Below are 23665 nucleotides of genomic sequence, written 5' to 3' on the forward strand. Positions count from 1 at the left end.
GAGCGCGGGGGCCGCCCCGTACCGGCCGGCCCCCGCACCACCGCGCGCCCGCTCGTCAGTGGCGCAGGGCCGCGGCCTCCGGGGGCAGGTCCTCCGGGAGCAGCAGGCGCAGGTCGTCCAGGCCCGGCGCGGACATCGCGCCGATCCGGCCCGCCTGGCGGGTCATCATGCCCTCCAGGATCTGGCGGGCCGTGCGCGCGTTGCCGAAGGCGTGGTCGCGCGGCAGGGCGTCCAGGTAGCCGCGCAGCGCGGTCATCGCCTCCGGGGAGCAGTCGTAGCCGTAGCCGGTGGCCTGCTTGGACAGGATCTCCAGCAGGTCGTCCGTGGAGTAGTTCTCGAACTCCACCGTCCGCGAGAACCGCGAGGCCAGACCCGGGTTGGAGTCGAGGAAGCGGCGCATCTCGTGCGTGTAGCCGGCGGCGATGACGACGACCTCGTCGCGGTGGTCCTCCATCAGCTTCAGCAGCGTGTCGACGGCCTCCCGGCCGAAGTCCGAGGTCGCGCCCTCCGGGGTGAGCGTGTACGCCTCGTCGACGAACAGCACACCGCCCATGGCGCGCTCGAACGCCTCCTTGGTGAGCTGCGCCGTGTGACCCACGTAGCGGCCCACCAGATCGGCGCGGGCGACCTCGACCAGCTGGCCCTTGGGCAGGACGCCGAGGGAGCGCAGCAGGTCCGCGTAGAGGCGCGCGATCGTGGTCTTACCCGTACCGGGCGGCCCGGAGAAGATGAGGTGGTTGCTGATCCTCGGGGTGGGCAGCCCGGCGGCCTTGCGCTGTTTGGCCGCGGTGAGCAGGTTGACCAGGGCGGTCACCTCGTTCTTGACCGCGGTGAGGCCGATCATGGAGTGCAGCTCGGCCAGCAGTTCCTCGGAGCCGGGGCCGTCGTCCGCGGGCGTGCCCGCGTCCGCCCCCACGTCCTCGGGCAGCAGGAGGGTGAGATCGCTCTCCGCCGGGTTCGTCATGGAGGCGAGCCGGGACGCCTGCCGGTCCACCATCTCCTCGAACACCCGGCGTGCCGCACGGCCGTTGCCGAACGTGGCGTCGCGCGGCATGCGCTCGTAGTGCCGGGCGAGGGCGTCCAGCGTCCGCGGGTCGAGCTCGTAGCGGTGCCCCGCGCACATGTTCTCGGTGATCGTCACCAGCTCGTCGACCGAGTAGTTGGCGAACTCGATGGTGCGGGTGAAGCGGGAGGCCAGGCCCGGGTTGGAGGAGAGGAAGGTGTCCATCTCGCCGGTGTAGCCGGCGGCGATGACGGCCACGTCGTCGCGGTGGTCCTCCATCAGCTTCAGCAGCGTGTCGACGGCCTCCCGGCCGAAGTCGGCGCCGGAGCCCTTGCTGTCCGAGAGCAGCGTGTACGCCTCGTCGATGAACAGCACGCCGCCGAGCGCCTCGTTGAACGCCTCGGTCGTCTTGATGGCCGTACCACCGATGACCTGCGCGACCAGGTCGGCCCGGGAGACCTCCACCAGGTGCCCGGAGCGCAGGACGCCCAGATTGGCCAGGATGCCTCCGTACAGCCGGGCCACCGTGGTCTTACCGGTGCCGGGCGGGCCGGAGAAGACCAGGTGGCGGCTCATCTGGGGGACGGGCATGCCCAGTTGGGCGCGGCGCTGGTTGAGCTGGTTGAGGTTGACGAGGGTCCGCACCTGGCTCTTGACCTCGGCGAGGCCGACCAGCGCCTCCAGCTCCTCCAGCGGGCCCTCGGGTTGCTTGGACGAGTCACCGGCCTTGCCGTTCGCGGCGTCCAGCGGCAGGGTGTCGCCCCACGCGTCCTCGGCCACGTTGCCGGCGCTGTTCAGGTCCTCCACCGTGAGCCGTTCGTTCACCCTCGTCTGCTTGAGGCCCGCGCCGCGGTTGTCGCGGACGGTGCAGCCGGTGACGGTGACGGGCTCGGCGCTGTCGATCCGGATGCCGTCGCCGACGCTGCCGATGACCTGGGAGGAGGTGAGAGTGGCGCGGGAGCCGTTGGCGAGCAGGATCCCGTGGGCGCCGCAGTCGGTGATGTGGGCGCGCAGGACGGAGAGTTCGCCGCCGTTGTCCACCGTGATGCCGCCGGCCGTGGCGGACTCGATCCGGCAGTCCCGCAGGGTGCCGCGTCCCTCCGAGCCGACGGAGACGGTGGCGTCGGTCGCCGCCCGCATGACCGTGTCGCGGATGTCGGGGTTGCCGCCCGAGGCGATCCGTACCGCGGCGCCGCCCGCCCGGTCGATCTCGCAGTGCTCCAGCCGGCCGCGCCCGTCCTCGATCACCTCGACGCCGTGGCCGCCCGGCGAGGTGATCCGGGCGCGGCGCAGCAGCGGGTTGGCGCCGGTGCGTATCCGGATGCCGGTGCCGGCCGCGTCCGTGACCAGCAGGTCGTCGAACTCCGCGGACGACTCCTCCTCCAGCAGCACGGCGCCGTTCGCGTCCGCGCAGTCGCGCACCGCGCAGCCGGTCAGGGTGGGCGCGCTGGAGTTGATCACCCGGATCGCGGGCGCGGCGGCGGTGTCGAACTCGCAGTCCTGGAAGGTGCCCCGGGAGCGTTCGGTGACGGCGAGGCCGCTGCCCTTGGTGCGTGAGGTACGGCAGTTCAGGAACTCGGGGTCGGCGCTCGCGGCCAGCATGATGCCGGGGCCCGAGGTGTCGGTGACGGTGACGTGTTCCAGGACCGGGCGCGCGGTGCTGGTGATGTAGACACCGACGGAGGTGTCGTGCACCGAGGTGCGCACGACCCGGGTGCCGCTGGTTCCCTCCAGGGCGATGGACGGCTTGTCCGTACCGGAGATGTCGCAGTCCTCCACCAGGCCCTGCGCCTCGTCGGAGGTCAGCACGCCGTTGGCGCGGGCGTCGCGGATCCGGCAGTCCTTCACGGTCGAGCGGGCCTCCGCGCCGATGACGACGCCGGAGGTGCCGAGGTTCTCGATGAGGCAGCCGGCGATGACGCTGCCCGTGGGCGCGGAGTCCACGACGCCGGCGCCCTTCGGGTTGCTGACCCGGCAGTCGCGCATGGCCACCGAGCCCGACTCGCGGGCCAGGACGGCCGTCCAGCCGGAGCCGATGACCGTACAGCCGTCCATCGCGACCTGGCCGCGCGGCGCGTCGACCACCGGCAGGTCCTCGCTCCCGCCGCGCAGGGTCAGGTCGGTGAGCATGACGGCGTCGGCGACGAGGACGACGGCGGTGCCCCGCCGCGGGCAGATCTCGACGCTGCCCGGCTCGCCGTCGGCGACGATGGTGACCCGGGTCCTGACCGTGAGGTTCTCCGGGTAGCGGCCGGGGTGTACCCGGATCACCGCACCCGTGCGTGCCTTGTCCAGGGCATCACCGATCGTCCGGAAGCTGTCCGGTTGTTCCGACCCGACCCTGAGCAACTGCCGTGACACGCTCGATCCTCCTCGTTGTGGTGCCGCCGCCGCGTGCCTCTCCCACCCAGGGGGCCGGCAGGGGACTGGTTCGCGTCCGGGTACGTACGGCTGTGCGCACGCGGTGAAGGCTACGGGACCGGTGCGGCGATGTTCCAGGAGGGACGGACGAGTTCGGACGAGTTCGGATGAGATCTGACGAGATCGGACGTGTGCGGATCACTGCACGACGAGTCCACGACGAGTCCACGACGAGTCGGCAGGGGCCGACGGGCGGCGGGCCGCCGGGGCGGTGCGCCCGGACGGTGCGCCCGGACGGTGTGCCGTACGCCACCGTACGCCAGGCCGGTGGTCGCCCGCGCGCCTCTCGTAGGTCGCGTTCGTCGGCCGCGGTCACGTCCCGCTCGACGTGCCGTCAGGCGCGGCGCCTATCATGCGCGCCATGCCCCGTGCCCGAGTTCGCTCCCGCCGCCGCCCCTGGGCCTCGGCTGTGGCCGCCACCCTGCTGATGACCGTGATCCCCACCGCGCTGGGCGCCGTCGGGGCCCTGCCCGTCGCGCCCGCCGCGGCCGACTCCGTGGGGCTGCCCGTCGTGACCTCCGTCCTGGCGGAGGACGACAACTGCGTCTCGGTCTCCAGCGAGAAGGCCAAGGCCGAGCCCTGGACGCTGAGGGCCCTGGGCGCGACCCGCTCCCGGCCGCTCTCCCAGGGCGCCGGGACCACGGTCGCCGTCGTGGACACGGGCGTGGCCACGGAGGCGCCCGCGCTGTCGGGGCGGGTGACCGCGCTCGGGGCGGCCGGCGAGGACTGCGTCGGGCACGGCACCTTCGCGGCCGGCCTGATCGCGGCGAGGCCCGGCGACGACGGGGGCCCGGCGGGACTGGCGCCGCAGGCCCGGATCCTGGCCGTACGGGGCACGGACGAGCGGGGCGGGACCACGGCCGGCCAGGTCGCCGACGCGATACGCCAGGCGGCGGACGAGGGCGTCTCCGTCATCTACGTCGCCGTCGCCCTGGACAGCGGCAAGTCGCAGCTGACGGACGCGGTCGAGTACGCGAGCGACAAGGACGCGCTGGTGGTGGCCCCCGTGGCGCCGGACGCGCTGCCGAGGAACACGGAGCCGGCGCCCTGGTACTGGCCGGCGGCGGCGCCGGGCGTGCTGGCGGTGATGGACTACGGCCCGGACGGCGGGCGGCCGACCAACGCGCCGCTGGTGAGCGGCGCGGACCTGGCGGCGCCCGGTGACGCGGTGGTGAGCATCGGTCCCAAGGGCTCGGGCCACTTCATCGGCTCGGGCTCCTCGTTCGCCGCCGCGCACGTCGCGGGGGCGGCGGCGCAGGTACGGGCCCGCTACCCGGAGTTGAAGGCCGCCGAGGTCTCGCGCCGGCTGACGGAGGCGGCGTACCCGGCGTCGCCGCCCCGGCTCGACCCGTACGCCGCGCTGACGGCCGTACTGACCGACGCCAAGGGCGCGACACCCCAGCCGGAGAGGGCGGTGGTCCCGCCCCCGCCCGCGACGGAGCCGCGCACGCGCGCTCTCGTGGTGGCGGCCGTGGGCGGCGGGCTGGTGCTGCTGGTGGCCGCGGGCGCGGTGGTGATCCCGCGCGGCCGGGCCAGGAACTGGCGCCCGGCGGGCAGCTGACGGGTCCTGGCCGGGGGCGGCGGCTTTGTCGGGGTGGCGAGCCCCGGAGCCGGGCCCTCGGGGCGGTTCCCGGGCCGGGGCGGGGGGCCCTGCGGCTCCGGGCGCGTCCGGTGTGGACATGTGCTCTCAACGCAACACCGGACGCAAGAGAACCGAGCCGCAGCGCCCGCCGTCGCGGGGCGGCTTCGTGCCAGCGTGTACCGGGCGGCGACGGCGGACGGCGCGTTCGCCGGGATCGGCCCGCGCGAAGCGGGGCACCACGTCCTGCTACTGGGTGACGGCGTGCGCGGGATCGTCCAGCCAGACCCGCTGCCCCCGCCGCGTGACCGTGAGCCCGAACCGGCCGGGGCCCGGCCGGTCCTCCTTCACCCACCAGCGGTACGCCTCCTCCGCCTCGTCCCACAGCCGGCGCGGGCCGGACTGGTACACCGCGCTCTCCGGCGAGCCGTCGCGGAAGACCACCACGGCCCACGACGCGTCGGACAGACCGTAGAACCACACCGGCCGCACACCGTCGCGCTTCTCCGCGACGCTGTGCCGGCAGTCACGCACCCGTAGCCCCATGGCGAACGTCACGGCCTCGAACGAGGCTTGGGGGAAAGCCGTCTCCGGCAGTGTGGTGGACGACCTGTCGCCACTGCCCGTCACGTCCTCGGGGACCTGTGCGGCGTGTCCCCGCCACGCCAGTCGTTGCGTACGCACCTTCATGAACTCCACGAGCCGCGTGAACCGGCCGGACGCCTCCGTCCCGTCCTCCGAGACCGTCAGCCGCGCCACCGCGTCGCCGTGGCCGTAGTGCGTGCCCCAGGGGGCGACGATCACGCCGCCGGGGCGGGTCTGCTCCACCCAGGCGTACGGGATGGCGCGCAGGCCCGCCGTGGCCATGATCCGGTCGTACGGGGCGCCTGCCGGGTGTCCGAGCAGTCCGTCCCCCGTGACGACCTCGACCGCCGCGCCGAAAGCACGCAGGCGGTCGCGTGCCGCCGTGGCCACGGCGGGGTCGACCTCCACGGTGGTGACGGCCGGGGCGCCGAGCCGGTGGGCCAGGAGCGCGGCGTTCCAGCCGGTCCCCGTGCCGATCTCCAGCACCGTGTGACCGGGCCGGGGACCGAGGTCGCGCAGCATGGAGAAGACGATGCCCGGCATGCTCGCGGAACTGGTGGGCACCCTGCCGGGCGCCGTGCCGGTGTGCCGTCCGTCGTCCCATTGGGTGGTGACGGGAACGTTCGCGACCGCGCTCTCCTCCCAGGCCGCCGGGTCGGTGGCCCGGCTGACGGCCGCGCTGCGTCCCGTGCGCATGTCGTACGGCCAGATCACGTCGGGCAGGAACGCGGAGCGGGGCACGGCGTCGAACGCGTCCGACCACTCCGGGGCCATGGCGCCGGAGTGGAGGAGGAAGTGGCGTGACTCGGCGTGGGAGGGCGGGTGCCGAGGCGCCGGTGAGGGGCGGCCTGTCACTGTTCCTTCCTGTGCGCACCGTCGCCGGGCGGGGGTCCGCTGTCGGGTTTGGGTTCTTCCGGCGGTCCCGGCCACGGTTGGCCGGGCAGCATGTCGTCCCTCTCGGCTTCGCCGCCGGTGGAGTTCGCGTGTGAGCTCACGGTGAACGTCTCCTCTCGGACCGTAGTCGATTGTCCCCGCGCACCCGCTGTGACGGGAAGGCTGCGCATGGTGATCGCGGGGTGGTGCGGGAGCGTTACGGGAGCGGGCCGGGGCGTGCGGCCGCGGCGGCGGCGTAGCGGCGGGCCAGGTGGGCGAAGGCGTCCCTGAGTTCGGGCGGGCCGACGACCTCGATGCCGGCGTCGAACCTGCCGACGGCGGCGGCCAGGCCGGTCCATGACCAGGAGCCCAGCACGAGCCGGCAGCGGTCCGGGCCGAGTTCCTCGACGACTCCGTCGTGGACGTGGCGGGAGACGGCGGCGGCGGGCAGGTCGAGGATCACCTCGCCGCGGCACGGCCAGCCGCCGGAGCCGGAGCCGTCGGAGCCCCGGAACCGGCCGGCCACGAAAGCGGCCACGTCCCCTCCCGGCACCTCGCGCGGGGTGAAGCGGGGCCCGGTGGGGGTGCGAGGAGTGATCCGGTCGGCGCGGAAGATGCGCCAGTCGTCGCGGTCGAGGTCCCAGGCGACCAGGTACCAGCGCCCGCCCCAGGTGACGAGGTGGTGCGGCTGCGCCCGGCGCGGTGGAGCCAGGGCGGGGTCGTCGCTGGCCGTCGTGGGGGAGTCCGCCGTCGGCGGGGACACGGGTACGTAGTCGAAGCGCAGCACCTCGCGCGCGTGGACGGCGGCGCTGAGCGCCATGAGCACGGCGCTGTCGACCTGGGGGTCCGGCCGGGCCGTGGGCCGCTCGACGGCGGTGAACCGGAGGGTCTCGATCCGGCGGCGCAGCCGGGCGGGCATCACCTGCCGGACGGTGGTCAGCGCGCGCGCCGCGGCCTCCTCGATGCCCACACCGGTGGTGGTGGCGATCTGGAGCGCGATGGCCAGCGCGACGGCCTGCTCGTCGTCGAACAGCAGCGGCGGCAGTTCGCTGCCCGCGTCGAGCCGGTACCCGCCGTCGGGCCCCTTGAAGGCCACGATGGGGTAGCCCAGCTCGCGCAGGCGGTCGACATCACGGCGCACGGTGCGCGGGCTGATGCCCAGCCGCTCGGCCAGGAGCGTCCCCGGCCAGTCCCGGCGCGCCTGGAGCAGGGAGAGCAGTGACAGGAGTCGTGCTGATGTCTTCGGCATGCCGTCCATCGTGCCTCCGGGTAGAGGTCACATCCTGACCTCTTCTGCTGCGACGGTGTTCCCGTGGCAACCGACACGAACGACCAGAAGGGCCGATCACTGTGACCGCTACGACCTCACCCCGCCCCGCCCTCGACGCCGAGCGCACCGACCTGATCGCCGCGCTCGCGACCGCGCGCTCCGCCCTGACCAACAGCGTCCGCGGGCTCACCGACGAGCAGCTCGGCGAGCGTCCGACGGTCAGCGCGCTGTGCCTGGGCGGGCTGGTCAAGCACGTCGCGTCCGTCGAGGAAGGGTGGCTGCGCGTCGCCGTCGAGGGCCCCTCGGCGCTGAACTTCGACCTGCCCGAGGGCGTCACCTGGGCCGACATCCAGGCCGGCACCGCACGCGAGATCCCGCGGTGGATGATCGACCACCAGAAGGACTTCCAGATGCTGCCCGGCGACACCCTGGCCGGGATTCTCGAGCGGTACGAGGAGGTCGCCGCCCGGACCGAGGAGGTCATCGCCTCCCTCCCCGACCTGTCGGTGACGCACGCGCTGCCGGAGGCGCCCTGGCAGGAGGCGGGGGAGGTATGGAGCGTGCGCCGGGTGCTGCTGCACGTCATCGCCGAGACCACCCAGCACGCGGGGCACGCTGACATCCTGCGCGAGACGCTCGACGGGCAGACGTCGACCTGACCCGGACCGGCCGGGGACGGGCCACCGTTCGGCCCGGGTCACCGTTCGGCCCGGGCCACCGTCCGGGCCGGCCCCGGCCCCGTACGTACTCGTATGCCAACGAAGGGAACGCGCCACCGTGAACATGCCCAATCCGGGATGGTTCGGCATCGGCATCCGGGTCGGCCCCCGCCGCCGGCGCGTCATGGTGCCCGGCCGGGTCGGCGGCGCCGGCCGGGACGGCCGCCTCCGCACCGTCCACCGGGGACAGGACGCGGCATGACCCGGACGACCGTTCTCTCCACCCGGGCGCTCGGCCGCGCCGCGCTCGCCCGCCAGTCGCTGCTGGACCGCTCCGACGTCCCCGTCCTCGACGCCGTCGCCCACCTCGGCGGTCTCCAGGCGCAGGAGCCGCAGGAACCGTTCGTCGGGCTCTGGTCGCGGCTGCGCGCGTTCGACCCGGCGGCGCTCTCGGACCTGCTGACCGGGCGGCACGTCGTACGGACCCACCTCATGCGCCGTACGGTCCACCTGGTCACCGCCGACGACGCCCTGGCCTGGCGGGCCCGCCACAACGCGATGCTGCGCCAGCGCGTACTCGGCACCTACCGCCGCGAACTCGACGGGGTGGACCTGGACGAACTCGCGGCGGCGGGCCGGGCGGTCATGGCCGACGGCGAGCCGCGCTCGATGGGCGAGCTGGCGCGGGCGGTCGCCGGGCGCTGGCCGGAGCCGGGGCCGCGGGCGCTGGGGGAGATGCTGATCGCGGCCCTCCTGCCGACGGCGCAGATGCCGCCGCGCGGGCTGTGGCGCACCCGGGCGGGAGTGCGCAACGTCCTGCTGTCGTCCTGGCTGGGCCGCGAGATCGACCCGCTGCCCCCGGACGGTTCCGGTCCGGACGGTTCCGGTCCGGCGGGTTCCGATCCGGTGGGGCAGGCGCTGGTACGGCGCTACCTGGCCGCGTTCGGCCCCGCCGCGTCGGCCGACCTGCGCGCCTGGTGCGGCCTCGCCGGGCTGCCGGCCGCGGTCGCCGCGATGCGCGAGGAGCTGGTGACCTTCCGGGACGAGCGGGGCCGGGAGCTGCTGGACCTCCCGGGCGCGCCGCGCCCGGACCCGGACACGCCCGCCCCGGTGCGGTTCCTGCCGGCGTTCGACAACGCGGTCCTCGGCTACCACGACCGCGGCCGGATCATCGACGACACCCACCGCGGGCTGTCGGTCACCGGCGCCCGCCTGGTCCTGGTCGACGGCCGGACCGCCGCGACCTGGACCGTCGAGGACGGCACCGTGAGGGTCGCCCCGCTGCGCGGCTTCTCCCGGTCCGAGCGCGCCGCCGTCGCGGAGGAGGGGCGGGCGCTGGCGTCGTTCCTGTCCGAGGACGACAGCGACCGCGTCGAGGTCGACGCGGCGTCCTGACGCGTGTGTCCCCTGTCGCGGTACGCGACAGGGGACACACGAGAGGGGGGAGCCGGCGACCTCTAAGACTCCTCGACCTCCTCCAGCATCGCCGTCTGCATCTGGATCTGCTTGCGGCGCGTCACCCGCGTACCCCGGCCCGGCGGCAGGTTGCGGCCCTTGATGCTGCCCATGATGAAGCCCTCCGACGGCGGGCACGACAGCAGCAGCGTCGGCGTGTTGACCTCCTGCATACGCCGCAGCATCGGCTCGCCCAGGCCCCGGCCCGCGCCGGCGGCGGAGCGGGAGACGATCATGTGCAGGCCGACCTCGTAACCGAGGGCGAGGTGGTTCAGCAGCGGGTCGAAGGGGGCGTTCATCGCGCTGGTGCCCAGCATGTCGTAGTCGTCCACGAGGATGAACAGCCGCGGGCCGTCCCACCAGTCGCACGTGCGCATCCGGGCCGGTGTGATCTCCGGGCCCGGTACGCGGGCCGCGACCGCCCGGGCGGCGCCCGCGATCAGGTCCTTGAGCGCGTCCATCGACACCGCGTGACCGAGGCGGTACTCGTCCGGGATCGCCTCCACCAGCGTACGGCGGTAGTCCACGACCATGATCCGCGCCTCGGCCGGGGAGTAGCGGTCCATGATGGCCTTGGCCGCCAGCCGCAGCATGTTGGTCTTGCCGCTCTCCGTGTCGCCGACCACGATCATGTGCGGGGTCTCGGAGAAGTCGTGCCACACCGTGGAGAGACGCTCCTCCTCCAGGCCGATGGGCATCTTGAAATCGCCCTTGGGGGCCGGGAGGTCGGACGCCTTGAGCTTGGTGGGCAGCATCCGGACCGGCGGGGCCGGCGGGCCCTGCCAGCTCTCCCGGACCGCCGCCACCAGACCCGCCACGCCCTCGGACAGGTCGTCCGCCGACTCCACCCCGTCGATCCGCGGGAGCGCGGTGAGGTAGTGCAGCTTGGCCTCGCGCGTCAGGCCGCGGCCCGGCAGCCGGGGCACGGTCGCGGCGCGCCGCATGTCGATCTCGGAGTCCATGGGGTCACCCATCCGCAGTTCCAGGTGGGTCGCGGCCTGGTCCCGGATGGACGAGGTCAGCTCCACCCAGCGGGCGGTGGTGACGATCAGGTGGATGCCGTAGTTGAGGCCGCGGGCGGCGATCGAGCCGAAGGTCTGGATGTACCGGTCGAAGTCCTGGCGCACCGTCGACCAGCCGTCGATCACCAGGAACACGTCCCCGTGCCGGTGCTCGGGGAACTCCCCGGCGGCCAGGCGGCGGCGGAAGCTCGCCATGGAGTCGATGCCGTTGTCCAGGAAGAACCGCTCGCGCTGCGCCAGCAGCGTGGTGACCTCGGAGATCGTACGGCCGACCCGCTCGGTGTCCAGGCGCGCCGCGACCCCGCTGACGTGCGGCAGGTCGGCCAGCCCGGCGAGCGTGCCACCGCCGAAGTCGAGGCAGTAGAACTGCACCTCGCGGGGCGTGTGCGTGAGCGCCAGCGCGGTCATGATCGTGCGCACCATCGTGCTCTTGCCGCTCTGCGGACCGCCCGCGATGGCGACGTGCCCGCCCGCGCCGGAGAGGTCGAGGGTCAGCAGGTCACGGAGCTGGTCGAAGGGGCGGTCGATGATGCCGATGGGGATGGTGAGCCGGCCCCGGTTCGACGAGCCGACGCTCGTCAGCCCGAGTTCGGGGTCGGGGGTGAGCGGCGGCAGCACCTGGTCGAGGGTGGCGGGGAGGTCCAGCGGCGGCAGCCACACCTGGTGGGCCGGCGGCCCGGCGGTCAGCAGCCGCTCCACGGCCACGGACAGCAGGGTGTCGCCGGTCTCCTCCTGCTCGGCGGTGGGCTCGGGCTCCGGGGTGTCCGGCAGCTGGCGCGGCACGACGTAACTGTTGGTCCACGGGACGGTCTGGCTGGCCACCCGCGCCTGGTTGGCGCTGCCCCGGCGCTGCTGGTACGGGCCGGAGACGTACGCGGCGCGGAAGCGGGTCAGCGCCTCCACACCCGACTTCAGGAAGCCGCTGCCGGGCTGTGGCGGCAGCTGGTACGCGTCCGGCACGCCGAGCACGCCGCGGCTCTCCATCGCGGAGAACGTGCGCAGACCGATCCGGTACGACAGGTGGCTCTCCAGCTGGTGCATCCGGCCTTCGTCCAGGCGCTGCGAGGCGAGCAGCAGATGCACTCCGAGGGACCGGCCGAGACGGCCGATCATCACGAACAGCTCCATGAACTCCCGGTGCGCGGCGAGGAGTTCGCTGAACTCGTCGACGACGACGAAGAGGCTGGGCAGCGGTTCCAGCGGTACGCCGGAGGCGCGGGCCTTCTCGTAGTCCAGCGCCGAGGTGTAGTTGCCCGCCGACCGCAGCAACTCCTGACGGCGCATCATCTCACCGTGCAGGGCGTCCTGCATACGGGAGACGAGCGCGGCCTCACCGGCCAGGTTGGTGATGACGGCGGAGGTGTGCGGGAGTTCGTCCAGACCCAGGAAGGTGGCACCACCCTTGAAGTCCACGAGGACGAAGTTGAGCGTCTCCGAGGAGTTCGTCAGGGCGAGCGCGAGGACGAGGGTGCGCAGCAGCTCGCTCTTGCCGGAGCCGGTGGCGCCGATCAGCATGCCGTGCGGTCCGGTACCGCCCTGGGCGGACTCCTTGATGTCCAGCTCGACCGGCTCGCCGTCCGCGCCGACCGCGATCGGCACCTTCAGCCGGGAGGAGCCGGTGTGCTGCTGCCACAGCGTCTCCGGGTCGTGGCGGTACAGGTCGGGAATGCCCAGCAGCGCGGTCAGTTCCATGTTCGCGGAGAGCGGTTCGGACGAGTCCGACGCCGTGCCCAGGCCCATGCGGTACGGGGCGAGCCGCCGCGCGAGCGACACGGCGCCCGTCGGCCCGAAGCTGTCGGGCCTGCCGAGCCGGGTGGTCCGCTCCTTGCGCTCGCGGTCGGTGCGCACCAGCCCGAGGTCCTCCTCGGAGACCTCGAAGCGCAGCGTGATCCGGCCGGGCCGCCAGGAGAGCGCGCCGCTCAGGTCCAGTACGACGGTGTTGCGGAAGCCGGGACCGTCCAGGCGGTGGCCGGCCGGGACGGTGCCCCCGTCCACCACGATCACGGTGAACGGCTCCTCGCGCCCGGGCAGGGCGTCCGGGTCGAACTGCGGCCGCTCCATGAACTCGGCGCCGAGCAGGTCCTCCAGCTCGCCCAGCGCGGAGACGGTCATGCGGGTCGGGCCCGCACCGTCCGTGTCGTGCGGGTGGAGGCTGTGCGGGAGCCACTTGGCCCACTCCCAGTCCGCGCGCCGCTCGTCGGAGACGCAGAACACGATCCACACGTCGTCCGGCGAGTGGAAGGTGGCCAGCTGGGCGATCAGGGCCCGGGCCACGGACCGTATCCGCTCCTCGTCGCCCCGGAACAGCACCCGGGCCCAGGCCCGCAGGTAGATCGCGATGGGCTGGTCCGGCACCGTCGAGTAGGCGCGGATGAAGCTGCGCAGGGCGTGCGCGCTGAGCGGCTCCAGGTCCTCGACGGGGTTGGTGGAGTTCGGGGTGAGCTTCAGACCGAGCTTCTGCTCGCCGACCGCGATCCGGACCTCGCCGAAGTCCTCGTCCTTCGGCCGGCGTTCCCACAGCCGGGTGGTGCCTGCCATCGACCACAGGGCGGTGGGCTCGGGGTGACGCCAGGCCAGGGCCAGCTGCTGGTCCACGACGGCGCCGCGCACCTTGCGCCGGATCTGGGTGAGGTAGCGCAGGTAGTCCCGCCGCTCGCCCTTCAGCTTCTGCTTGCGCTCGGCGGCCTTGCGCATGAACTGGCCGACGAACATGGCGGCGGCGCCGAGCACCATCAGGCCCAGGGCGAGGTAGATGAACCCGCCGGTGCCCCGGGTCATACCCGGCCGCATGAACATGAACATCATGGAGACCGACATCAGCGCCATGGGAAGGTACGTCCACACGGCGGAGGTGTCGGGCACCGTCTCGGGGAGGATCGGCGGTTCCTGGAGATTCAGCTCCCCGTCGGGCATCTCCGGGCCCCGGCGTCGGGCCGGGCGGCGGAACAGGACCACACTCAAGGAACCGTCTCCTTACGGGGCAAGGGGGAGAGCGGGCGGAACGACGTCGACGTCGTCGCCGGGGCGCCGCGCGTCGTCGTCGGTGCCGGGTCAGGACACCGGACAAAACCTCGCTGTCGCACGCACCATACGCCGCGCGTCGGTCCACGACGACCGCCCGCCCGGGAACCGACGGGGCGCGACCGTTCCCGCCGTGTCGCCCTGTCACAGTCCTGCAACAGCACGGCACCGCCTTGTCACGGTCCCGCTACGTCACCACGCCACCACGTTCACACGTCCGCCAGGTGGCGGGGTCGCCGGCGCGCCACGGTGCGCGCCACGTCATCATCCGTACCACGGCGACTTCTCTGCCACGACGCCGAGTCGGCTTCCGCGCCGCCCCACCCCGTGCGCCGACGGTCACATCACATTCTGTGCCACGGGCCACATCGTCCGCAGTAGGTTGCTGATACTACGATCGTCGCGCCGACCGCCAACGACCGGCCCTGTCCCGAGGCTTAGGAACGCGAACAGCGAGATGTGATGTTCGGCGGTGCGTCAGCCCGCGTTCCCCTGCCCGTTCTCAGCAGTAACCCGGAGAAGCGTGAGCCATCCCGATGACTGACACTCAGGTGGCCGAGCTGTGCCGTCTGACGGTACGAGCCCCTGCCAAGAGCATCGATCTCGCCGTCCCCGCCGACGTCCCCGTGGCGGACCTGCTGCCGGCGGTGCTCGGCTACGCCGGCGACAACCTCGAAGAAGCCGGTATCGACCACGGCGGCTGGGTGCTCCAGCGGCTCGGCGGCGAACCGCTGGACGAGGAACGCACCCTCGACTCGTACGGCCTGCGCGACGGCGACACCCTCTACCTCAGACCGCGCGCCGAAGCCCTGCCCGAGGTGCACCTCGACGACCTCGTCGACGGCATCTCCACCACGATGCGGGACCACCCCTACGGCTGGACCCCGAAGGTCAGCCGGTGGGTGCTGCTCGGCGTCGCGGTCGCGGTCCTCGTCGGCGGCATGGTGGTGATCGCGTGGCCCGGCGGCTCCGCGCTGCCCCGGGCCGTGTTCGCCACCGCGACCGGCCTGCTGCTGCTCGCGGGCGCGGGCGCGGCGAGCCGGGCGGTCGGGGACGCCGGCGCCGGCGCCGCGCTGGGCTTCATGGTGGGGCCGTACCTGGCGCTCGCCGGCTGGCTGCTGCCGGGCGGCGAGCTCAGCGGGCCGCACGCGTACGAGACCCTGGGCGCGCGGTTGCTGGCCGCCAGCGCCGCGGCGGCGGGCGGTGCGGTGCTCGCGCTCGCCATCGTGGCCGCGTTCGCCGCGCTCTTCCTGGGCGTCGCCGTCATCTCGGTGTTCGGTGCGCTCGCCGCCGTCCTGCTCATCACGACGGACCTGGCGCCCGTGCACGCAGCCGGGATCATCGCCGTCCTGGCGGTGGTCCTGGGCGCCTTCGTCCCCTCGCTGGCGTTCCGGATGTCCGGGATGCGGATGCCGCCCCTGCCGACCAACGCCCAGCAGTTGCAGGAGGGCATCGAGCCGCACGCCACCTCCGTGGTCTCGGCCCGCGCCATCCTCGCCGACGGCTGGATGACCTCGCTGTACGGGGCGGTGGGCGTCGTCGCCGCCGGGTGCATCGTGGCACTGGGCCGGGAACGCGAACTCGCCGAGATCATCACGACCGTGGCGCTGTCCCTGCTGCTCATCCTGCACGCGCGGGGACTGGGCAACATCTGGCAGCGCATGTCGCTGGTCGTCCCGGGCGTGGCGGGGCTGCTCCTGCTGGTGCTGGTAGCCGCCCCGGCCGCCTCGCCGGGCTACCGGCTGGTGACGGCCGCGGGCCTGCTCGCGGCCACGGCGGCGGTCGCGATCGCCGCCTGGACCGTCCCCGGGCGCCGGCTCGTGCCGTACTGGGGCCGCGCCGGGGAGCTGCTGCACTCGGCACTGGCGATCAGCATGCTGCCGCTCGCGCTCTGGGTGCTCGGCGTGTACAGCGCCCTGCGGTCCATCAACGGCTGACCGGAAGGGAGACACGCTGCCATGCAGTCCAAACGCGATCAGGTCCAGGCGCACATGTTCGTCATGGGCCGGCTGACCTCGGGCATGCTGCGCGCGGACCCGGACGCCCCGGAGAGCCCCCAGGGCCGGACCAACCGGGGCGTGGTGATCGGCATCGTGATCGCCGTCCTGCTGTCGGCCGGTTCCTTCGTCCTCGGTCTGCTCAAGCCCGGCACCAAGGACTCCTGGCGGACGGCCGGGACCCTCGTCGTGAACAAGGACACCGGATCCCGCTACCTCTACCTGGACGGGCGGCTGCGTCCGGTGCGCAACTACGCCTCGGCGCGGCTGCTCGCGGGCGCCGACATGAAGGCGACGTCGGTCGGCTCCGGCTCCCTGAGCGGTACGCCGCACGGGGCGCCCATCGGCATCAGCGGCGCGCCGGACGCGCTGCCCGGGAGCGGGGACCTGGACACCGGTCCCTGGCAGGTCTGTTCGGGCAGCGGGACGGGCTCGACCGGCACCATCGTCGCGGTGGGCGCGCCGGCCGACGCCTCCGGGCTGCCCACCGACCAGGGGATGCTGGTGACGGGCCCGGACAAGGCCGGATACCTGGTGTGGCGGGGCAGCAAGCTCCGGCTCGACAAGGACAGCCGCGCCCGCGAGGCCCTCGGCTACGGCTCCACCCCGCTCCTCCCCGTCTCGGCGCCCTTCCTGAACGCCCTGCCGTCGGGGCCCGACCTGCGCTCGCCCGACGTGCCGGGCAAGGGGCAGGACGGGCCGTCGTTGGGCGGCCGGGCGTCCCGGATCGGCGAGGTGTTCCGGGTCACCGTGCCGGGCTCCGCCGAGCGCTACTACCTGCTGCGCAAGGAGGGCCTGGCCCCGCTGACGGCGACCGGTGCCGCGCTGGTGCTCGGCGACCCGGAGACCCGCGAGAAGGTGTACGAGGGCGGCGCGGCGAAGGTGACCGCCCTGGGCGCGGACGTGCTGAGCAGCCACCTGGCCCCGGGCGCGGGCGAGACGGCCGAGGACCCGGACCTGCCCTCGGCGCCGCCGGAGGCGGTGGCCCTCGGCGAGGACCACACCGTCTGCGTACGGGTCGAGGCGGGCGAGCGCGGCCCGCGGATCAGCGTGGCCCAGACCGGGCTGGGCTCCTTGGGCCCGGCCGCCCAGGCGCCGCCCGAGGGGCTCACCCCGGCCTGTATGCCGGTCGGCACGATCGCCGTACGGCCGGGCGGCGGGTCCCTGGTGCGCGCGCTCGGGGCGAGCGGGAGCAAGGTCGGCACCACCGTCTACCTGGTGACGGACACCGGGATGAAGTACCGGGTGGGGACGGCCGAGGCGCTCGCGGCGCTCGGCTACTCGGAGGGCCAGGCGCGCGGACTGCCGGCACCGCTGCTGGCGATGCTGCCGACGGGCCCGGACCTGACGAAGGAGGCCGCCGCCCTGGGCCGGAACTCGAACACGACCCCGCGCTGTGGCGGACGTGACGAGGACTCGGCGCCGCGATCGGAAAAGAAGACGGAAGAGAAGACGTCGCAGGGTGACGGCGAGGGAACGCAGAGCGTTGTGGCGGGGGGCGATCAATCCGCACGGTGACGCCGGAAGAACACATCGTGGCGGGAGGCGACGTGAACAACGCGTGACACCAAGAAAGGTGACCGTGTCATCGCAACGGGACGTGACGACCGAGCGTCCTAGAGTGCGGAAAGTACAAGGGTGTGGCTGACGGTCAGGTTAAATCTCCGCCACGAAACGCCTGAAACACGGGGTCGGAGCCGAAAAGGTGACTCAGGCCATTGAATCGTCAACTCCCCTTTATCTAGGCTCCGTTTGTCCATACCATCCGGGCGTCGGCCCTACGGCCGCGTCCGGCAACGCACCGCGCCGCCCGGACCCGAGGGCCGGCGGCGCGACACACCAGGAGGCACAGGCATATGGCAGGTGCAGGCGCAAGGCAGCAGTCACTGGCATCGGCGACACAGAACGGTGTCACAGCTCTGGACTCGGCCTTCAACGGCGTCCAGAACTGCCGTCAGGACGTGGAGAACATGAAGCACAACCTGTCCTCCGGGTACGCGGGTAGCGACGGTGGCGCGTTCCAGAACCTGCTCGACCGGTGGGACCAGCAGGCGGAGATCATCTCCAAGAACCTCCGCGACATGATCACGACGCTGGAGGAGACCATGCGCGCCCAGGGCATCCAGCAGGCCCAGTCGAACGAGGCCATCCAGCAGCAGTCCAACCGCGCCGACGAGATCTTCAACTCGCTGGCGGGCTCCACCGCCGGTCGCTGACGACCGGCCCGGGCCCGGGAGCCCTGATCGGCATCCGGGTGCGGAACGAACGAACCTTTTCCCCGAACCCGCCGCGAGACGAGGACGACCATGACCCCCCCTCTGGACTTCACCGACGGTCAGATCTACGTCGACTACTCCCACATGCAGAACGCCGCCGACGACATGGTCCAGCAGACCAAGGCGATCGACAGCATCCTCACCAACCTGGAAGCGGAGCTCCAGGAGCTCCAGAAGTCCTGGGAAGGTGAGGACAAGGAGGTGTACGCCGAGAAGCAGGCGGCCTGGAACAACGCCGTCGAGGAGATGAAGCGGATCCTCGCCCAGAACTCGGCCCTGCTGACCGATGTCTCCGACAGCTACCAGTACAGCGAGAAGTCGCTGACGTCGCTGTGGCAGACCGTGCGCGTCGGTAGCTGACCGCGCGGGCGACACACCCGTTGTTTTCCCCGGGCGGCCGTCCGCGTGTGCCTCACGCGTACGGCCGCCCGCTGTCGTGAGGGCGGCGCGTCGCCGCCCGTGTTCCGTCCCGCGTTCCGCGCCGTGCGGTCGGCGGGCCGCCCCGAAGCCGGCGGAAACCCATGGAAGCAGGAGAAGTAGGCAATGGCTGAAAACGGCCCCACGCTCAATCTCAACAAGGCCTGGCTGCAGGACTTTCTCACCAACGACGTCGGCGAGTTCCTCACCAAGGTCAAGAAGATGAGGGAGGACGATGGGGAGATACCGGCGATCCCCAATCTTCAGGGCGGGGAGGACGGGGCGAACAAGGCAATAGGCTTCAGGGACGGGCAGAAGACGCCGCTCGCGATCGGGACGATGGCGCTCGACAAGGAGGGCCGGACCAACGGCGGTTACCTGATCAAGTCACTGAACGCGCTGGTGGACCAGGTCGACGAGATCCTCAAGCTCCAGGTCGAGCTCTTCGAGGAGATCGAGGACAACCTCGAGGACACCATCGAGGAGATCTTCACGACTCAGGAGGACAACCTGGGGAAGATCGACGGGAAGAAGATAGTCAACTTCTTCGAGGGCGTGGACGACGTGCTCTCCGAGAGTGGCGGCGGCTCGAACAACAAGGATGAAGACGAGGACGAGGACTGAGTAGGTGCGGCCGTCGGCCCACCCGCGCGGCCGCTGTTCCTTCGCGGCCGCGTAACGCCGTACCGCCTGGCCCCGCCCGTTCTCCCCCCCCATCCGCCCTGACCGAAAAGGCATCCTGGCATGGCGCTCGACGATACCAAGATCACCGACAAACTCACCAGCAACGACAAGTGGGCCGAGGCGGTCGGCTTCTTCACGGGGTACAAGGCGCCGCCCAGGGCCGAAATCTTCGACACGCTGGTCGGTAACGAGGGTATTCCGCTGATGAAGGTGGAGATCTCCGATATGGGCTATGTCGACTATGTCGACACCGAGGACCTGAACTGGCTGTACGAGAACGCCGGTTCCGAGATCAACAACACCGACTTCGTCATCCCCTTCTACTACTCGAAGAGCGGTGCCGAGGGCTCCGATGTGACGATGCACAAGGCGCGCATCACGCTGCTCGGCAACAAGGGTGACGGCAGGCTCCCGACCCAGGGGTACTTCGAGGGCGGAAAGTTCTCCAGCAGCATCGACAATCACCTGGGGATGGACGGCAAGCCCACCTGGGACACCGCGCCGCTCACCCAGTACGCCTTCGGTACCGGGCTGGCCCTGGAGAAGCTGCGCAACGACGAGGCGCTGGGGACCTACGGCTTCAGCTGGAGCGGCAAGGACGTGGCGGACGCCGATTCCGTCACCCTCGCCAACTTCGACACGGTGGCCGGCGCCTTCGACCGGGTCGCCAAGTTCTTCGCCACTCAGCAGGGGGTGGTGGAGGAGTGGCAGAGCAGGCTGGGCAAGGAGAAGGACAAGGCGTGGCGGGGCACGGCGGCGGGCGTTTTCTGGGATCTCATCAACAAGATCAACAAGCAGTACACGGACTATGCGGAGGACATGAGTTCGGGTAGGTCCGGCTATTCGAAGCAGGGGGAAGAGATACGGGAGGCGAAAAAGGCCTTCAGGGAGGCGGTGATCGATCTCCACCAAGTGTGGATGAAGTGGGAGTGGGAGTACGGAAACCCGCTGATTGTGCTGCACAAGCTGCTGTCGGCGGTGATGAAGTATGTGTGGGACAACAATCTTACGAAGATCACCTATGAGATCGAGGCCGTTGGGGAGTCCTTCTACACGAACTACATCGCGGAGGATCATTTCAAAAACCAGGCCGCCATCGATGCGATTTCGGGCGACGGCAAGAAGGACCTGCACGCCGACGCCCAGGAGTTCGGCGACCTGAAGGATCTGGGTACCTGGCTGAACATCGGCAACAAGGCCGTCGAGATGTGGCGGCAGACCGTCGTCGACAATCTCGACGCGGCCGCGATCACGGCCATGGAAAAGGTGAAGAACAGCTGGAGCAACAGCAACTTCGACCTGGGATCCGTGAAATCCCGGGGCACCAGCGGCACCCTCGCGTCGGATTACAAGGAGGACAAGTCCGAAGTCGCGGAGGAGGAGGCGAAGAAGAAGGAGGACGACGCCAAGAAGGCCGCCGAGGAGGCCGCGAAGAAGCAGGAGGAGTTCATCCAGTGGCAGAAGGACCAGGCCGCCAAGGCGGAGGCCGAGCGGCAGAAGGAGAAGGAGGAGCAGGAGCGTAAGGAGAAGGAGGCCAAGGCCGAGCAGGAACGGAAGGAGAAGGAGGCCGAGGCCAAGCAGGCGGAGAAGGAGAAGGAGGCCGAGGCCAAGGAGGCGGCGGCCAAGGCCGAGGCGGAGCAGAAGGAGAAGGAGGCCGAGGCCAAGCAGGCGGAGAAGGAGAAGGAGGCCGAGGCCAAGCAGGCCGAACAGGAGGCCAAGCAGGAGGCCAAGGAGGCCGAGGCCAAGAAGGAGCAGGAGGCCAAGGAGGCGGAGGCCAAGGCCGAGCAGGAGGCCAAGGAGAAGGAGGCGGAGGCCAAGCAGGCCGAGCAGGAGGCCAAGCAGGAGCAGAAGCAGGCCGAGCAGGAGCAGAAGCAGGAGGAGATCCGCAAGGAGCAGGAGGCCAAGCAGGCCGAGCAGGAGAAGAAGCAGGCCGAGGCCCAGGCCCGTGCCGAGAACATGCAGATTACGCAGATGAACCAGGCCAAGGCCCAGCAGGACCAGGCCAAGAAGGAACAGGAGGCCAAGGAGGCCGAGGCCAAGGCCGAGCAGGAGGCCAAGGAGAAGGAGGCCGAGGCCAAGCAGGCTGAACAGGAGGCCAAGCAGGAACAGAAGCAGGCCGAGCAGGAGGCCAAGCAGGAGCAGAAGGAGGCGGAGGCCAAGGCCGAGCAGGAGGCCAAGGAGAAGGAGGCCGAGGCCAAGCAGGCCGAGCAGGAGGCCAAGCAGGACCGCATCCGTACCGAGTCGGAAGACCGCCAGGAGCAGCTGCAGGCCGAGCAGGAGAAGAAGCAGGCGGAGCAGGAGGCGAAGGCCGAGCAGAAGCAGGCGGAGCAGGAGGCCAAGCAGGCGGAGAAGGAGAAGGAGGCCGAGGCCAAGCAGGCCGAGCAGGAGGCGAAGGCCGAGCAGAAGCAGGCGGAGCAGGAGGCCAAGCAGGCGGAGAAGGAGAAGGAGGCCGAGGCCAAGCAGGCCGAGCAGGAGGCGAAGGCCGAACAGCAGCGGGCGGAGCAGGAGCAGAAGCAGGAGGAGATCCGCAAGGAGCAGGAGGCCAAGGAGGCGCAGTACCGGTCGGAGCAGGAGCAGCGGCAGAACGAGGCCGAGGCCAAGCAGGAGGAACTCCGGCAGGAGCAGGAGAAGAAGCAGGCCGAGGCGGAGGCCAAGTTCGACAGCACCCGTCGCGACCTCTTCGGCAACGGCAACGGCGACCTGCCCGACCTGCCCGATCTGCAGTCCAACCGCATCTCCGGGCCCGTCAACGACAGCATCCTGGACGTTCCCGGCGGCGGCGAGTCGCGCATCGACTCCAACGGCCGGGTGATCACCGACCTGCCCGACGGCTCCACCATCACGATCGACCCGGAGACCCACTCCTCGACCCTGACCCGCCCCGACGGCTCGACCATCTCCGGCCCGCTCAACACCGGTGACCTGCTGTCCAACCCCGATGGCAGCACCACGCACCTGGACGACGGCGGAAATGTCGTCATGGAGTACCCGGACGGCACCACCCAGAAGATCAACCCGGACACCGGCACCACCACGATCACGCGACCGGACGGCTCGTCCGTCTCCGGCTACCTCGACGACAACAACCCGTCCTCCTTCGGCTCCGGCCACCTCAACAACGGCTCGCTCCCCACGCCTCCGTCGTACGACTTCCCCTCCTACGACTTCCCCTCCTACGAGGAGGAGCTGTTCGACGAGAACCCCTACGAGTCGCCCCTGGCCGGCAGCGGGACGTCCGCCGAGTCGAACACCCCGAGTCACAACCGTCCGTTCCTGAACAGCGGACCGTTCCCGGGTCTCCCCGGCGAGGGGGGCGCCGGTATGGGCGGCGCGGGCGCGGGCATGGCCGGCGCGGGCGCCGGCATGGGCGGTCCGGGTGCCGGAATGGGCGGCCCGGGCGCACCCATGGGCGGCATGGGCGGCGGTATGGGCGGTGGCATGGGTGGCGGCATGGGCGGTATGGGTGGCGCGGGCGGAGGCCAGTCGGACTCCGGCGAGCGCGTCCGTAACGTCATCGACGGCAACGTGGTCAACAACCGCCGCCCGCGGCCCGGCGCCGGCGCTCCCGCCAGGAACGGCCGGTACGCGGAGGACGAGGTGCGCGTGGCGGCCGGCGGTCCCACCGCGGGCGGTACGCCGTTCCTCCCGCCGATGGCCGGTGGCGGCGGTGGCGGCGCGCCCGGCCAGCAGACCCAGACGCAGAGTGGCGACCGCGCCCGCGAATCGTGGGTGCCGGAGGACGACGACGTATGGGGTACGGACGAGGGCGGCGCGCCCGCGGTGATCGGACGATGACCGGCACGGCGGCGGCCGACGGGCCGCCGCAACTGCCGGTACACATGGAAAAGTTCGCATGACGCACGCGTGTACGGCAGAATCCCGTACGAGCAGGTGGAGAGGTGACCGTTGAGCGAGTCGATGGAGAAGAAGCTGTCCCAGGCCATGGCCGAGCTGGAGGCCGTGCAGGAGGCCGTGGCGCGCGCCGAGGACGAACTCAGCCAGGCATCGGCCACGATCCGCTCACGGGACCGCGCGGTGGAGGTCACCGTGGGCGCGCAGGGCGAGCTGACGGGGCTGAAGTTCCCGGACAACAAGTACCGGAACATGACGGGTCCTCAACTCGCGGCGTCCGTCATGGAGGCCGTGCAGGTGGGGCGCGAGCAGATGGCCCGTAGAGTGATGGACGTCTTCGCGCCGTTGACGCAGGCGAGCGGCGGCCCGACGGGCATCCGAGGCGTGGACATCGACTGGGACCGGGCCTTCGGCTCGGCACTCGACGGCCCGGACGGCGGGGGCAGGCGCTCGAGGTCCCGTCTGCACGACGAGATCCACGAGGACTGACGTTTTCGAAGACCGGCGTTTCGAGGACTGACGTTTCACAGAGGAATCAAGGGAGGTAATTC

15 protein-coding genes are annotated in these 23665 nt (G+C 71.6%); 11 read left to right on the forward strand and 4 right to left on the reverse strand.

Features of this window, described 5'->3' with window-relative positions:
• Window positions 1-55: 55 nt before the first annotated feature.
• Window positions 56-3364 carry a right-handed parallel beta-helix repeat-containing protein gene (locus ACU6P3_RS18595; RefSeq protein ID WP_447193283.1) on the reverse strand — a complete coding sequence of 1103 codons (3309 nt, stop codon included), beginning with the start codon at window positions 3362-3364 and terminating at the stop codon, window positions 56-58.
• Between the two features lie 412 nt (window positions 3365-3776).
• Here ACU6P3_RS18595 and ACU6P3_RS18600 point away from each other — a divergent pair, with 412 nt between their 5' ends.
• Entirely contained in the window at window positions 3777-4985 is a 1209-nt protein-coding gene (locus ACU6P3_RS18600; protein WP_447193284.1) for a S8 family serine peptidase, read from the forward strand.
• A gap of 267 nt (window positions 4986-5252) precedes the next feature.
• Here ACU6P3_RS18600 and ACU6P3_RS18605 read toward each other — a convergent pair whose 3' ends face one another.
• Together ACU6P3_RS18605 and ACU6P3_RS18610 are read right to left on the reverse strand one after the other, a co-directional pair.
• Window positions 5253-6362, reverse strand: coding sequence for a methyltransferase domain-containing protein (locus ACU6P3_RS18605; RefSeq protein ID WP_447193285.1), 1110 nt, complete (start codon window positions 6360-6362; stop codon window positions 5253-5255).
• A gap of 316 nt (window positions 6363-6678) precedes the next feature.
• Complete coding sequence (locus ACU6P3_RS18610; RefSeq protein WP_447193286.1) at window positions 6679-7710, reverse strand: helix-turn-helix transcriptional regulator; 1032 nt, start codon at window positions 7708-7710, stop codon at window positions 6679-6681.
• A 101-nt stretch (window positions 7711-7811) separates the two neighbouring features.
• Here ACU6P3_RS18610 and ACU6P3_RS18615 point away from each other — a divergent pair, with 101 nt between their 5' ends.
• The 3 genes from ACU6P3_RS18615 to ACU6P3_RS18625 all read left to right on the forward strand — a co-directional run bounded on the left by ACU6P3_RS18615 (window position 7812) and on the right by ACU6P3_RS18625 (window position 9785).
• On the forward strand, window positions 7812-8390 hold the full coding sequence (locus ACU6P3_RS18615; protein ID WP_447193287.1) for a DinB family protein: 579 nt from the start codon (window positions 7812-7814) through the stop codon (window positions 8388-8390).
• Window positions 8391-8508: 118 nt separating this feature from the next.
• Window positions 8509-8652 (forward strand): hypothetical protein, encoded by a 144-nt coding sequence (locus tag ACU6P3_RS18620; protein ID WP_447193288.1) that lies wholly within the window; start codon window positions 8509-8511, stop codon window positions 8650-8652.
• A complete protein-coding gene (locus ACU6P3_RS18625; protein ID WP_447193289.1) occupies window positions 8649-9785 on the forward strand; it encodes a winged helix DNA-binding domain-containing protein in 1137 nt (378 codons plus the stop codon). The genes ACU6P3_RS18620 and ACU6P3_RS18625 overlap by 4 nt, the downstream gene beginning before the upstream one ends.
• 62 nt (window positions 9786-9847) lie before the next feature.
• Here ACU6P3_RS18625 and eccCa read toward each other — a convergent pair whose 3' ends face one another.
• On the reverse strand, window positions 9848-13822 hold the full coding sequence (gene eccCa, locus ACU6P3_RS18630) for a type VII secretion protein EccCa (RefSeq protein ID WP_447197950.1): 3975 nt from the start codon (window positions 13820-13822) through the stop codon (window positions 9848-9850).
• A 602-nt stretch (window positions 13823-14424) separates the two neighbouring features.
• Here eccCa and eccD point away from each other — a divergent pair.
• The 7 genes from eccD (at window position 14425) to ACU6P3_RS18665 (ending at window position 23603) form a co-directional block, all read left to right on the forward strand.
• Window positions 14425-15825 (forward strand): type VII secretion integral membrane protein EccD, encoded by a 1401-nt coding sequence (gene eccD, locus ACU6P3_RS18635; protein ID WP_447193290.1) that lies wholly within the window; start codon window positions 14425-14427, stop codon window positions 15823-15825.
• A 21-nt stretch (window positions 15826-15846) separates the two neighbouring features.
• Window positions 15847-17403 (forward strand): type VII secretion protein EccB, encoded by a 1557-nt coding sequence (gene eccB / locus ACU6P3_RS18640; RefSeq protein ID WP_447193291.1) that lies wholly within the window; start codon window positions 15847-15849, stop codon window positions 17401-17403.
• A gap of 338 nt (window positions 17404-17741) precedes the next feature.
• The gene (locus ACU6P3_RS18645) at window positions 17742-18101 is read left to right on the forward strand and encodes a WXG100 family type VII secretion target (RefSeq protein WP_030999098.1); all 360 of its coding nucleotides are present in this window, start codon (window positions 17742-17744) and stop codon (window positions 18099-18101) included.
• Between the two features lie 90 nt (window positions 18102-18191).
• Window positions 18192-18521 (forward strand): WXG100 family type VII secretion target, encoded by a 330-nt coding sequence (locus tag ACU6P3_RS18650; protein WP_447193292.1) that lies wholly within the window; start codon window positions 18192-18194, stop codon window positions 18519-18521.
• A 183-nt stretch (window positions 18522-18704) separates the two neighbouring features.
• Complete coding sequence (locus ACU6P3_RS18655; protein WP_447193293.1) at window positions 18705-19202, forward strand: type VII secretion system-associated protein; 498 nt, start codon at window positions 18705-18707, stop codon at window positions 19200-19202.
• A 120-nt stretch (window positions 19203-19322) separates the two neighbouring features.
• A complete protein-coding gene (locus ACU6P3_RS18660; protein WP_447193294.1) occupies window positions 19323-23057 on the forward strand; it encodes an AAWKG family protein in 3735 nt (1244 codons plus the stop codon).
• A 123-nt stretch (window positions 23058-23180) separates the two neighbouring features.
• A complete protein-coding gene (locus ACU6P3_RS18665; RefSeq protein WP_425573960.1) occupies window positions 23181-23603 on the forward strand; it encodes a YbaB/EbfC family nucleoid-associated protein in 423 nt (140 codons plus the stop codon).
• Window positions 23604-23665 lie beyond the last annotated feature (62 nt).

Source organism: Streptomyces hebeiensis (assembly GCF_052983195.1).

What these genes read in the sequence shown, in the direction of transcription:
- ACU6P3_RS18665 (WP_425573960.1), top strand. Translation starts at nt 23,181, where the DNA reads ATGGAGAAGAAGCTGTCCCAGGCCATGGCCGAGCTGGAGGCCGTGCAG.
- eccD (WP_447193290.1), top strand. Translation starts at nt 14,425, where the DNA reads ATGACTGACACTCAGGTGGCCGAGCTGTGCCGTCTGACGGTACGAGCC.
- ACU6P3_RS18660 (WP_447193294.1), top strand. Translation starts at nt 19,323, where the DNA reads ATGGCGCTCGACGATACCAAGATCACCGACAAACTCACCAGCAACGAC.
- eccB (WP_447193291.1), top strand. Translation starts at nt 15,847, where the DNA reads ATGCAGTCCAAACGCGATCAGGTCCAGGCGCACATGTTCGTCATGGGC.
- ACU6P3_RS18600 (WP_447193284.1), top strand. Translation starts at nt 3,777, where the DNA reads ATGCGCGCCATGCCCCGTGCCCGAGTTCGCTCCCGCCGCCGCCCCTGG.
- ACU6P3_RS18610 (WP_447193286.1), bottom strand. Translation starts at nt 7,710, where the DNA reads ATGCCGAAGACATCAGCACGACTCCTGTCACTGCTCTCCCTGCTCCAG.
- ACU6P3_RS18645 (WP_030999098.1), top strand. Translation starts at nt 17,742, where the DNA reads ATGGCAGGTGCAGGCGCAAGGCAGCAGTCACTGGCATCGGCGACACAG.
- ACU6P3_RS18625 (WP_447193289.1), top strand. Translation starts at nt 8,649, where the DNA reads ATGACCCGGACGACCGTTCTCTCCACCCGGGCGCTCGGCCGCGCCGCG.
- ACU6P3_RS18605 (WP_447193285.1), bottom strand. Translation starts at nt 6,362, where the DNA reads ATGGCCCCGGAGTGGTCGGACGCGTTCGACGCCGTGCCCCGCTCCGCG.
- ACU6P3_RS18655 (WP_447193293.1), top strand. Translation starts at nt 18,705, where the DNA reads ATGGCTGAAAACGGCCCCACGCTCAATCTCAACAAGGCCTGGCTGCAG.
- ACU6P3_RS18650 (WP_447193292.1), top strand. Translation starts at nt 18,192, where the DNA reads ATGACCCCCCCTCTGGACTTCACCGACGGTCAGATCTACGTCGACTAC.